The following is a 12,332-nucleotide window of genomic DNA, read 5'->3' as shown; positions in this document are numbered from 1 at the left end:
GTGGTAAAGTATTTACCAGCAAGGATGTAAAGGACTAACAAGGAAACAAGGCGGGATTGCCTTATATTACACAGAACCAATAAGTAAAGTGTAATAGCATGGATTGGCAAAGTTTAGGGAGTTGATTAGATTCAATTGCAGGATGCAAAAAATTAAGAAGATTCCGCAAGCGCGACTAGAGATAGTACGCGCTTTTCTTTTGCCTAAAATTTAGTAAAGAGTTATTGCTCTGGTCGCCCTTTATTTCGCTTACCTAGCAGATAAGCATCTCTAAACTTAATAAAATGTTGCTCAAGCTTTTGAGTTGCATCTTCTTCACCCGCAAGGGCAAGTACCATAATGGCTACTTCAGCGGTGCCTAGCTGATGCTCATGCGGGGCAACACGCAGTCGGTAATCCGAAAGCTTTTCAGGCGTAATTGAAAGCACAGGAAAATTATCTAGATAAGGGCTTTTACGGATCATTTTCTTTGCTTCGCGCCAAGTCCCATCTAAAAAGATAAACAAAGGACGCTTACCTTCAACAGGAGTTACTTCGGTGATCACCCGCGCTTCATCATCAACATCGCTGGCAGGAAAAATAACCATTGGCTGATACTGAGGATTTGCCAACAAGCTTAATAAGGCTTCATCCGGATTTGTTCTATCCCACTTAAAGGCATGGTTATCTGGCACGATTTCAGCAATTAAACGACCAGTATTTGACGGCTTAAAACTCTCATTATGGTACATAAGTAAACAGACCGCGGCATCACACTGAGCTTGCTCAACGCCTTCACAAATACAATAGTGTTCCGCTAATAAACAACGCTCACAACGCGTTAACTTTGCTCCTCGCGCTTTGAATTCACGACGAGACTCAGTCATTTGCTGAGCACGAAGCATTAACACCGAATTATTTGAGATAGTAGCCACTGTATTTACCAGATAATTAAACGGCGCGTATTGTAGCTAAAAATATGGGGAATAGATATTGATCTAAGTCGTTCGTGGTTAGTGGTTAGTGGTTAGTGGTTAGTGGTTAGTGGTTAGTGGTTAGTGGTTAGTGGTTAAACAAGTATAATTCATTTCATGTATAACAATCTTTTGTTCAATTACAAAAAATAAAACAACTCTCTCGATCAACTAACGACTGGCATCTGATATCTAACCTCTAAGAAAACAAAAAACCCAGCAGGAGCTGGGTTTTTAAAACGGTTAGTCAAAAGAACTTACTTCTTTTTAACTGCTTTTTTGTTTGGAAGGTCAGTGATTGAACCTTCGAAGATTTCAGCAGCTAGACCGATTGATTCGTTTAGCGTTGGGTGAGCGTGAATAGTTAACGCTAGGTCTTCACCGTCTGCGCCCATTTCAACTGCTAGGCCGATTTCACCTAACATTTCACCTGCGTTGATACCAACCATAGCACCACCGATAACGCGACCTGAGTCTTTATCGAAGATTAGCTTAGTTTGACCTTCAGTACGTGCTGAAGCGATTGCACGGCCAGAAGCAGCCCAAGGGAATACCGCAGTTTCGATGTTTAAGCCTTGCTCTTTAGCTTCTTTCTCAGTTACACCAACCCATGCGATTTCTGGATCTGTGTATGCGATTGAAGGAATGCACTTAGGATCGAAGAAGTGTTTCTGACCTGAGATAACTTCTGCAGCAACGTGAGCTTCGTGAACTGCTTTATGCGCAAGCATTGGCTGACCAACGATATCACCGATAGCGAAGATGTGATCAACGTTTGTTTTAAGCTGCTTATCAACATTGATGAAACCACGCTCATCAACGTTAACGCCTGCTTTATCAGCGTCAAGTAATTTACCGTTAGGTGTACGACCTACAGCTACAAGTACTTTGTCGTAACGTACTGCGTCAGCTGGTGCGTTTTTGCCTTCGAATGAAACGTATAGACCGTCTTCTTTCGCTTCAACGCCAACAACTTTAGTAGAAAGCATTACGTTGAACTTGTTCTTAACGTATTTTTGGTAGATCTTGATAACGTCTTTATCAGCTGCTGGTACTAATTGATCAGCAAACTCAACTACGTCGATTTCAGAACCTAGTGCGCGGTAAACAGTCCCCATCTCAAGACCAATGATACCACCACCTAAAACTAGTAGTTTCTCAGGAACGTCTTTAAGCTCTAGCGCACCAGTTGAGTCAATTACACGGTCATCTTCAGGGATGAAAGGTAAGTTAACAGGTTGAGAACCCGCTGCAATAATAGCATTGTCAAAAGTGATTGTTGTTGTACCGTCTTCACCTTCAACAGCAAGTGTGTTGCTGCCAGTGAATTTACCGTAGCCGCTAACTACTTTCACTTTACGCATTTTAGCCATGCCGTCTAGGCCGCCAGTTAGTTGACCGATTACAGACTCTTTCCAATCACGGATTTTGTCTAGATCGATTTCAGGCTTGCCAAAAGTAACGCCGTGAGATGACATTTCAGCTGCGTCATCAATCACTTTAGCTACGTGTAAAAGTGCTTTTGAAGGAATACAACCCACATTTAGACATACACCGCCTAATGTGTTGCGAGATTCTACCAGTGTAACTTCTAAGCCCAAGTCAGCAGCACGGAAAGCCGCAGAATAACCACCAGGACCACCGCCTAGTACAACAACTTGAGTTTTTAATTCGTTGCTCATGCTATTACCTTAAATGTTTGAACGGGACACTGCCCCTAAGTTTAACTGCCATGTTTCTGCAAGGCAGAAAGGGAGAGCAGATATCTATACCAAGATTGTTCTATGGCAAAGATTGTATCATTGCCAATGGTAAAAATCCCAGCAAAAAACAACTTGCTGGGATTTGATTCTTATAATTTACGAGACGATTACATCACTAGTTGACGAATATCGCTCATGTAGCTTGCTAGCGTCACAGTAAAGCGTGCTGCTAGTGCACCGTCAATAACCCTATGGTCGTATGACATTGATAATGGAACCATTAATTTAGGTTCAAACTCTTTGCCGTTCCACTTAGGTTTCATTTCTGACTTAGATACACCCAAGATAGCAACTTCTGGCGCATTCACAATTGGTGTAAACGCTGTACCACCGATACCACCAAGGCTTGAGATTGTGAAACAACCGCCTTGCATATCAGATGAAGTTAGCTTGCCGTCACGTGCTTTCTTAGAAATATCCATTAACTCACGAGAAAGTTCAATGATGCCTTTCTTATCAACATCTTTGAACACTGGAACAACTAAGCCATTTGGCGTATCAACTGCAACACCGATATTGATGTATTTCTTCAAGATTAAGCTTTCGCCGTCTTCAGACAGTGAAGAGTTAAACGTTGGGAATTCAGCCAATGCTTTCGCCGCTGCTTTCATCACAAATACAAGTGGTGTGATTTTAACACCCAGCTTTTTCTTCTCAGCAAGGGCATTTTGCTCTTTACGGAATGCTTCAAGGCTTGTGATATCAGCTTCGTCAAACTGTGTAACATGCGGGATTTGCACCCAGTTACGATGTAAGTTAGCACCTGATAGCTTCTGGATACGAGAAAGTTTCTTCTCTTCAATTTCACCAAACTTAGCAAAATCAACCTTAGGCCAAGGGATAAGACCTAACTCACCGCCACCGGCATTACCTTTACCTGCAGATAGCTGACCTGACTCAACTTTCTTCACAAGGTCTTTCACGTAGTTTTGTACGTCTTCTTTCACAACACGATTCTTACGACCCGTGCCTTTTACGTTTGCTAGGTTAATACCAAACTCACGCGCTAAACGACGAACAACTGGTGATGCATGTGCATACGCTTTGTTATCTGCAAAACCTTCGCTGCTTGCAGGTGCTGATGCAGGCTTTTCAGCCGCAGGCGCTTTTGCTGCAGGAGCAGGCGCTGCTTCAGCTTTTGCAGGAGCAGGAGCCGCTGCAGCTGGTGCACTACCCGCTACTTCAAATACAAAGATAAGTGAGCCAGTTGATACTTTATCCCCAGCAGCTACTTTGATTTCTTTAACAGTACCGGCAAATGGTGCTGGTACTTCCATTGATGCTTTATCGCCTTCAACGTTTAAGATTGATTGATCTTCTTCAACCTTGTCGCCAACAGCAACCATCACTTCGGTTACTTCAACTTCGTCACCACCGATATCAGGCACGTTAACTTCTTTAGTGCTTGATGCCGCTGCTGCCGGCGAAGCTTCAGCTGGTGCTGATTCTGCAGCTGGCGCTTCTGAACCGCTTGAAGCTGTTTCAAAAACGAAGATTAGAGAGCCCGTTTTCACTTTATCGCCAGTCGCGATTTTGATCTCTTTAACCGTACCCGCCATTGGAGCAGGTACTTCCATTGATGCTTTATCGCCTTCAACGCTTAATAAAGATTGCTCTTCTTCAACCGTGTCACCTACCGCAACCATGATTTCAGTTACTTCAACTTCATCATCGCCGATATCTGGCACAGTTACTTCCTGTGTAGCAGAAGCTGCAGGCGCAGCTGCTGGAGCTGGCGCTTCTTCTTTAGCCTCTGCAGGAGCCGCAGCTTGTTCTTCACCTTCGAAGATCATGATAAGTGAACCAGTAGTTACCGTATCACCTTCAGCTACTTTAATTTCTTTAACCGTACCTGCTTGTGCAGCAGGTACTTCCATTGATGCTTTGTCGCCTTCAACCGTTAATAACGACTGGTCAACCTCAACCTTATCACCAACGCTAACAAGGATTTCGGTTACTTCAACTTCATCGCCACCGATATCTGGTACATTAATTTCAATACTCATTGGAACCTCTTATGCGTATAGCGGGTTAACTTTGTTTGTGTCGATGTCGAATTTCTTGATTGCTTCAACAACCACTGACTTCTCAACTTCACCACGTTTAGCAAGCTCAGATAGTGTTGCAACCACAACATAACCAGCATTCACTTCGAAGTGACGACGTAAGTTTTCACGGCTATCAGAACGACCGTAACCATCAGTACCTAACACTTTGTAGTTGCTGCTTGGTACGAATGAACGAACTTGTTCTGCGTAGTTCTTCATGTAGTCTGTTGCTGCAACAGTCACGGCATCTGTTAATGCGTTCGTGATGTAAGCAGTCTTTTGCTCTGCTTCAGGGTTAAGCATGTTGAAACGCTCAGCGTCTTGACCGTCACGAGTTAACTCGTTGAATGATGTTACAGAGAATACATCTGAACCAATACCATACTCTTCGCTCAGGATTTGTGCTGCTTTGCGCACTTCAATCATGATAGTACCTGAACCTAGTAACTGTACTTTCGATTTATCGCCAGCCACAGTTTCAAGCTTGTAGATACCTTTACGAATACCTTCTTCAGCGCCTTCTGGCATTGCTGGTTGATGGTAGTTTTCGTTCATTAGCGTTAGGTAATAGAACACGTTTTCTTGGTCTTCACCGTACATGCGACGGATACCGTCTTGCATGATTACCGCTACTTCGTATGCGAATGTCGGATCATAAGAAATACAGTTAGGAACCGTGTTAGCAAGAATGTGGCTGTGACCATCTTCGTGCTGTAAACCTTCACCGTTTAGTGTAGTACGACCTGCCGTAGCACCTAGTAAGAAACCACGTGCTTGTTGGTCACCGGCCATCCACGCCATATCACCTACACGTTGGAAACCAAACATTGAGTAGTAGATGTAGAATGGGATCATTGGTAAATCGTTAGTGCTGTATGATGTTGCTGCAGCAACCCATGATGACATTGCACCTAACTCGTTGATACCTTCTTGTAGTACCTGACCTGATGTTGCTTCTTTGTAGTAAGAAACGATGTCACGGTCTTGCGGCGTGTAGTTTTGGCCATGCGGGTTATAAATACCGATTTGACGGAATAAACCTTCCATACCAAATGTACGCGCTTCGTCAGCGATGATAGGAACGATGTTTTTACCAATGCCTTTGTCTTTTAGTAACACGTTAAGTGCACGTACAAAGCCCATTGTTGTAGAGATGTCACGTTTCTGCTCTTCAAGTAGTGGCTTGAACGCGTCAACTTCTGGCAATGTTAAGCTTTCAGAAAACTTAGGAATACGCTTAGGTGTGTAACCTTGTAGCGCTTCACGACGTGCGTGAAGATACTTGTACTCTTCAGAACCCTCTTCAAGAGTAAGATATGGTAAGTCTTTAATTTCTTCATCAGAAACTAAATCTTGTAGACCTAAACGTGAACGTAGGTGCTCAACATGGGTCATGTCCATTTTCTTAACTTGGTGCGCGATGTTTTTACCTTCAGCCGCTTCACCCATGCCGTAACCTTTTACAGTTTTAGCTAGGATAACAGTCGGACGATCTTTGGTTTCTTCCGCTTTTTTGAATGCAGCGTAAAGTTTCGATGGCTCATGACCACCACGCTTAAGTGCGAAGATCTCTTCATCAGTCATATCAGCAACAAGTGCTGCTGTTTCTGGGTAACGACCGAAGAAGTGCTCACGAACATATGCACCGTCTTTTGCTTTATATGTTTGGTAATCACCGTCAATAGTTTCGTTCATTAACTGCAGTAATTTACCTGATGTATCTTTAGCAAGTAGGATATCCCAACCACTACCCCATACAACTTTAATCACGTTCCAGCCTGCACCTTTGAATAAGCCTTCAAGCTCTTGAATGATCTTACCGTTACCCATTACTGGGCCATCTAAACGCTGTAAGTTACAGTTGATTAGGTAACATAGGTTATCTAGCTTCTCACGTGCAGCGAATGAGATTGCACCACGTGATTCTGGCTCATCCATCTCACCGTCGCCTAAGAAAGCGTACACGCGTTGGTTTTTAGTGTCTTTTAAGCCACGACCGTCTAGGTATTTTAAGAAACGAGCTTGGTAGATTGATGCAATTGGACCAAGACCCATTGATACCGTAGGGAACTGCCAGAATTCAGGCATTAACTTAGGGTGTGGGTATGAAGGAAGACCTTTACCATCAACTTCTTGACGGAAGTTATCAAGCTGCTCAGCTGTTAAACGACCTTCAACAAATGCACGTGCATAGATACCTGGAGAAATGTGACCTTGGTAATAAACTAAATCACCGCCATCTACATCGTTTGGTGCTTTGAAGAAGTGGTTAAAACATACTTCATAGAATGCAGCTGAAGACTGGTAAGAAGCCATATGGCCGCCTAAGTCTAGATCTTTTTTCGACGCGCGTAATACGATCATGATCGCATTCCAACGAATAATTGAACGAATACGACGTTCAATGTTTACGTCACCTGGGTAAGCAGGTTCTTGATCTACCGGGATGGTATTAACGTAGTTAGTGGTTGTGCCAGTAGGCATATCAACACCGTCTAAACGGGCTTGCTCTAACACTTGCTCAAGTAAGAATTGAGCACGTTCAACACCTTCTTCACGCACAACAGACTCAAGGGCTTGTAACCACTCTTGTGTTTCTAGCGCGTCTACGTCAATTTTATTGACTTCAGACATATGGAGGTTTCCTTATGTTTAAAATACTAATTATTTTAATAAATCTTAAATTAAGTAGTTAACTAAACTTAGCTAATCACTTGCTTAATGTTGTTTGGTGCGTCTTAAACTACGTTCAATCCGCGAATGCTCTTTGCCAGCCTCAAGCAAGGCTTCTTCGATAAAGGCTAAGTGAGCATTACTAGCAAGACGTGCTTGCTCTGGGTTTCCTTCAATAACCGCATCCATCAACAGTCGTCTATGTTCTGCGAGCTGCTGGCTGATCTGTGGTTTTTTTAACAGTACAGTTAAATTCTGCAATACATTTTGCTCTAGCAAGGCCTGCATACCACGTACTAAATGTAGCAGTACAACGTTATGAGACGCTTCTGCCACACTAAAATGGAATGCATTAATTGCTTTTGCTTTTTGCACAATGTCGTCATTAACGAGCGCGATATTATCAAAGCTTTGTTTTACTTTTTTAAAGTCATTGGTGGTACCACGCATAGCTGCATAATATGCTGCGATTCCTTCAAGGGCATGACGAAATTCGAGTAAATCAAATTGTGACTCTGGATGCTTACTAATCAAATCAAAAAGCGGATCAGTGAGCCCCTCTTCAAGCTGATTTTTTACGAACGTTCCACCACCTTGGCGACGCGTTACTAACCCCTTGGCTTCTAGCTTTTGAATCGCCTCACGCAATGAAGGTCGCGATACTTCAAATTGTTTCGCTAATTCACGTTCAGGAGGCAGCTTTTCGCCTGGCGCTAACGACCCCTCAAGAATCATATTCTCAAGTTGTTGTAAAATAACATCAGATAATTTTGCTGCTTTAATCTTTAAAGACATTTATTAACGTCCGCATTGTTATGCGCTAACCCCATAAATATCGGGTATTTAGCCTTGTGCCTTGACCAAAAAGGTAAATTGGTCATACCAAATTTGTCGCATACGTTATCAAAAACCCGTATTTCTGTCAATTTCACTACGCTCAGCGCCTAGTTACACCCTAACGTAATTCGTCTAAAGATTAAACAGTATGGATTAAAGTGGCTTTTTCTGAAGGAAAAAACAATAAAAAATAAATGGTCAGACCAGATTGATAGACAAAGCTACTAGAGGCCAGATTTAAGATTTTAGATGAATTGAGCAGCTTTGTAGCAGCGGGTTTCCCCCCGCGACAAAAGCTTTTAGAGGTCAGGTTTTAGATGTTAGTTGAATTGAGTAGCTTTGTAGCAGCGGGTTTACCCCGCGACAAAACTCGTACACACCTATAAATCAAAACGCGATATAAAAATCGCGGCTAAGCCAACCCACCAAACAGGGTTAATGCTGCTATGATCACTAAAAAGAACAATACATTTCTTTTTACAAGCTTCATCATGCAAGTGGCTTCGTAAGTGCAGCCAAAATGTTGCTGCTCAATTTGCTCAGCGGCAAGTGCAGTTTGCGTAACTACTTTTCGGTTACTCACTGTAAAGTCGAGCACATACTTCAGCCAACAACTGGTACCTTTATTAAAGTTACCAATCACTAAATAACCAAAGCTTGCAACCCGTGCTGGTAACCAATCGAGCCAAAATAGTAAGCTATGGATCAGTTTAAAACGTTTAGCGTAAGCCACTTGGTGGTCGTCTCTTACTTTATCAGCAAAGGTTCGAACTAGCGCATAAAGAACCGCGCCAGGTACACCTAAAACCACAAACCAAAAAATAACTGCACAGTAAAAGCGAAAATTTAACCAAGCTAAAGTTTGGCCAAAAGTTTCACCTTGAGGATCATCTTCTGTCTTCTTTTGACCCATCTGTAATGCAAATAAGGTAGCCGCTTCTTGATCGTTGCGGGTTAACGCATTTAAGTAAGACTTATATAGAGCACGTTGCTTAGCACAGCCAAAACACACCAGCAGAACAGCAACATTCACAGCTAGTTGCCAGATGATAAATTCGGATAGTTGATAAATTAATGCAACAGCCACGACAGGCAACATTAACCAAATCAAAAAGCCAATTGGTGAATTAAATAAGCCTTTTTCTGAGAGTTGTTTTTGCGAGTGCTTAAGATAGGTATTGGCATAAAAACCGATTTGCCAGTAGTTAGCTCGAGCCCCTAAACGCTCAATTACCAAAGCAATAATTATTGAAATTAAGATCATGCTTTTACCTATATCCTTTAACTAAAACACTAAATCAAAATAGTATTGCCAATCAAAACTCGCTCCAGGGTCAGTTTTTCTGCCCGGTGCAATATCACAATGGCCAACAATGCGTGAACGGTTTATCTCAGGGTACTTTGCCATCAACGCCTTAGTTACTAAGTGTAATGCATTATACTGGGCTTGGGTATACGCTTGGTTGTCGGTACCTTCAAGCTCAATGCCCACGCTAAAATCATTACAGCGCTCTCGACCTTCAAACGTTGAGATACCAGCGTGCCAAGCCCTTTTTTCAAAAGGCACATACTGAATAATTTCACCAGTGCGACGAATAAAGCAATGCGCAGACACTCTTAAGCCTTTTAAATCAATAAAGCTTTCGTGTGCCGTGCAATCAATTGCCCCCATGAACAAGTCATCAACATAAGGCGTTGCGAACTGCCCAGCTGGCAATGAGATATTATGGATAACAAGCAATGATACCTCGCCCTCAGGGCGCTCATCGTAATGTGTACAGGGCCTTTGTAACACATTGTTTAATTGACCCAATTCATTTATATGCATATTAAAAACTAACGATGACAACAAAGTTAAATAGTGTAAAGGGTTAAAATCTCAGGGTCTAGTTGCTTTGATTCAATCACTTAAAGTAATAGTAAGGATGCTTTACTGTGGCCGATCTTTGTCTTCTATTAAGGGGTTAAACATAGTAAAATTTCGCCAATTTATTAATAAACAATGAGCTTTCGACATGTCAGTCCCTCACACTCTAATTAGCCAACTGGTAAAACTCGCCCTTGATGAAGATTTAGATTACCAAAGCGCAAATGACGGTGATATTACCGCGCAACTAATTCCAGAAAACGAGCTAGCCGATGCCAAAGTAATTACTCGTGAAGACTGTGTGTTTTGTGGTAAAGACATTATTTTAGAAGTATTTAAGCAAGTCGACCCTACAGTAAATGTTGAAGTACTCGTAAATGACGGCGACAAAGTAGCAGCAAATAGTACACTATTTACAGCATCAGGCTCAGCTCGCGCAATTTTAACCGCAGAGCGCACTGCCCTTAACTTTGTACAAACACTCTCAGGTACAGCAACAACAACAGCTCATTATGTAAAAGAGCTTGAGGGCACGACTACGCAGCTACTCGACACTCGTAAAACAATTCCAGGTTTACGTGCGCTACAAAAATACGCTGTGAAATGTGGTGGTGGCGCGAATCATCGCATAGGCCTTTTTGATGCGTTCTTAATTAAAGAAAACCACATTGCAGCCTGTGGTGGTATTGATAAAGCAGTCGCTCAAGCTAAATTAAACCACCCGACTAAACCAGTTGAAGTTGAAGTAGAATCACTTGCTGAGCTTGAACAAGCGATAACAGCTGGTGCTGATATCATCATGCTTGATAACTTTACTGTAGAGCAAATTCAACAAGCTGTTGTGCTTACAGACAAGCGAGCAAAGCTTGAGGTATCTGGCAACATGACACTTGAAACTTTAAAAGCTTATTCACAGGCCGGTGTTGACTTTATTTCAAGTGGCGCACTTACAAAAAATTTACAATCAATCGATCTTTCAATGAGATTTAAAGGCTAAAATTTCTCTTATACGTATTTAATGTTTTACCTAATTCGTTGACAAGAAAATAAAAAAAGCATTAAATACGTAAAAAGCCGAACAGATAACAAAAAATCAATATCTTTTCAGCGCTTTTGACTATTTTGTATACGCACGTCCTGAACCTACACAAGATTGCAATCAATTCAATAAGTTCCTGCAAGGATGCGGTGTCTATAAATAGTACAAATATGTGTAACTAAGCTTATTTTACATCAAACAAAGGTAGGAAAGTTCTGAAAAACTGCTTACTGAACAGGAAAATAGCTTCCAAAAACATTTATTGATGCTAAAGTAAATTTATACACGCTTAACAAGTAAAGTTTTTGCTGCTTTGTTAACATTTAAAGGTTAATAAAAGTAGTTTTAAGTAAAACTGTAAGATTTATCCTGTAAATTGAGCTGTGGTTTTACAACGCTGAAGTTACAGCTAAACTTACTAAATCATCATATCCTTTAGGAGAGGAACAAATGACACAACAAAACCAACAGGGTTTCACCCTAATTGAATTAATGATTGTAGTTGCAATCATCGGTATTCTTGCTGCAGTAGCACTTCCTGCATACTCTGACTACCAAGCATCATCAAAATTAACAGCTGGTTTAGCTGAAATTACTGGTGCGAAGACCGAGTTTGAAATCAAGAAAAACAACGGTGAAACAATTTCTGGTGTTTCCGATCTTAAAAGTATCAAAAACACCTCAACGAAAAATTGTACAATTACAGCATCTGACTCAACAATTGTTTGTACTATTGTAAATGCACCATCACAACTAGCTAGCGCAGTTGTGACTTGGACTAGAGATAACTCAACAGGAGCTTGGACTTGTGCTACAACAGGCTTATCTGCAGATAACAAAGATTTAGCTCCAAAAAGCTGCCCACAGTCTTAATATTTAATTTTGTTAAAGTGCCTCTCAGAGGCGCTTTAACTTTTCAAGATGAAAACATTTCCTTTTGTAACACTTCTTTGTGTACTTTATTTCCTTTCAACGCTTCTACCATTTATTCCTGTAATTTCTTTTGATTATCATAACCATCAAAGAATACTACAAGTTATTTTACTGTCTTTAATTTCCATAATTTTTTTTATAAAATTCAGCGTAAGCAAAAAGCGACTTTCATCACCCATAATAAGCAAACTAATATACCTATTTATCGTAATGGGGATT

At 41.4% G+C, this 12,332-nt stretch carries 9 protein-coding genes; 2 read left to right on the top strand and 7 right to left on the bottom strand.

Going from position 1 to position 12,332, the window contains the following annotated elements; all coding sequences use genetic code 11:
* Positions 1-221 precede the first annotated feature (221 nt).
* The 7 genes from VRK28_RS08970 to ampD form a co-directional block, all read right to left on the bottom strand.
* Positions 222-884 carry a tRNA-uridine aminocarboxypropyltransferase gene (locus tag VRK28_RS08970; protein WP_332393849.1) on the bottom strand — a complete coding sequence of 221 codons (663 nt, stop codon included), beginning with the start codon at positions 882-884 and terminating at the stop codon, positions 222-224.
* 326 nt (positions 885-1,210) lie between these two features.
* Positions 1,211-2,635: a dihydrolipoyl dehydrogenase gene (gene lpdA / locus VRK28_RS08965; RefSeq protein ID WP_332393792.1), complete on the bottom strand. Its 1,425-nt coding sequence runs from the start codon at positions 2,633-2,635 to the stop codon at positions 1,211-1,213.
* A 188-nt stretch (positions 2,636-2,823) separates the two neighbouring features.
* Positions 2,824-4,722, bottom strand: coding sequence for a pyruvate dehydrogenase complex dihydrolipoyllysine-residue acetyltransferase (gene aceF / locus VRK28_RS08960; RefSeq protein ID WP_332393791.1), 1,899 nt, complete (start codon positions 4,720-4,722; stop codon positions 2,824-2,826).
* 9 nt (positions 4,723-4,731) lie between these two features.
* The gene (gene aceE / locus VRK28_RS08955) at positions 4,732-7,398 is read right to left on the bottom strand and encodes a pyruvate dehydrogenase (acetyl-transferring), homodimeric type (protein WP_332393790.1); all 2,667 of its coding nucleotides are present in this window, start codon (positions 7,396-7,398) and stop codon (positions 4,732-4,734) included.
* Between the two features lie 84 nt (positions 7,399-7,482).
* Entirely contained in the window at positions 7,483-8,232 is a 750-nt protein-coding gene (pdhR, locus tag VRK28_RS08950; protein WP_036965924.1) for a pyruvate dehydrogenase complex transcriptional repressor PdhR, read from the bottom strand.
* Positions 8,233-8,686: 454 nt separating this feature from the next.
* The gene (gene ampE, locus VRK28_RS08945) at positions 8,687-9,538 is read right to left on the bottom strand and encodes a beta-lactamase regulator AmpE (RefSeq protein WP_063529432.1); all 852 of its coding nucleotides are present in this window, start codon (positions 9,536-9,538) and stop codon (positions 8,687-8,689) included.
* Between the two features lie 21 nt (positions 9,539-9,559).
* Positions 9,560-10,102: a 1,6-anhydro-N-acetylmuramyl-L-alanine amidase AmpD gene (gene ampD, locus VRK28_RS08940; RefSeq protein ID WP_063529433.1), complete on the bottom strand. Its 543-nt coding sequence runs from the start codon at positions 10,100-10,102 to the stop codon at positions 9,560-9,562.
* A 187-nt stretch (positions 10,103-10,289) separates the two neighbouring features.
* Here ampD and nadC point away from each other — a divergent pair, with 187 nt between their 5' ends.
* Both nadC and VRK28_RS08930 read left to right on the top strand, forming a co-directional pair.
* The gene (gene nadC / locus VRK28_RS08935) at positions 10,290-11,138 is read left to right on the top strand and encodes a carboxylating nicotinate-nucleotide diphosphorylase (protein WP_332393789.1); all 849 of its coding nucleotides are present in this window, start codon (positions 10,290-10,292) and stop codon (positions 11,136-11,138) included.
* Positions 11,139-11,630: 492 nt separating this feature from the next.
* Positions 11,631-12,053: a pilin gene (locus VRK28_RS08930; protein WP_063527326.1), complete on the top strand. Its 423-nt coding sequence runs from the start codon at positions 11,631-11,633 to the stop codon at positions 12,051-12,053.
* Positions 12,054-12,332 lie beyond the last annotated feature (279 nt).

The organism is Pseudoalteromonas sp. P80D2, assembly GCF_036680945.1.
Classification (GTDB): Bacteria; Pseudomonadota; Gammaproteobacteria; order Enterobacterales; family Alteromonadaceae; genus Pseudoalteromonas; species Pseudoalteromonas shioyasakiensis.
Note: the sequence above shows the minus strand (reverse complement) of the source record. Positions and strands in the feature narration are given on the sequence as shown.

What these genes read in the sequence shown, in the direction of transcription:
- VRK28_RS08970 (WP_332393849.1), bottom strand. Translation starts at nt 884, where the DNA reads ATGCTTCGTGCTCAGCAAATGACTGAGTCTCGTCGTGAATTCAAAGCG.
- lpdA (WP_332393792.1), bottom strand. Translation starts at nt 2,635, where the DNA reads ATGAGCAACGAATTAAAAACTCAAGTTGTTGTACTAGGCGGTGGTCCT.
- aceF (WP_332393791.1), bottom strand. Translation starts at nt 4,722, where the DNA reads ATGAGTATTGAAATTAATGTACCAGATATCGGTGGCGATGAAGTTGAA.
- aceE (WP_332393790.1), bottom strand. Translation starts at nt 7,398, where the DNA reads ATGTCTGAAGTCAATAAAATTGACGTAGACGCGCTAGAAACACAAGAG.
- pdhR (WP_036965924.1), bottom strand. Translation starts at nt 8,232, where the DNA reads ATGTCTTTAAAGATTAAAGCAGCAAAATTATCTGATGTTATTTTACAA.
- ampE (WP_063529432.1), bottom strand. Translation starts at nt 9,538, where the DNA reads ATGATCTTAATTTCAATAATTATTGCTTTGGTAATTGAGCGTTTAGGG.
- ampD (WP_063529433.1), bottom strand. Translation starts at nt 10,102, where the DNA reads ATGCATATAAATGAATTGGGTCAATTAAACAATGTGTTACAAAGGCCC.
- nadC (WP_332393789.1), top strand. Translation starts at nt 10,290, where the DNA reads ATGTCAGTCCCTCACACTCTAATTAGCCAACTGGTAAAACTCGCCCTT.
- VRK28_RS08930 (WP_063527326.1), top strand. Translation starts at nt 11,631, where the DNA reads ATGACACAACAAAACCAACAGGGTTTCACCCTAATTGAATTAATGATT.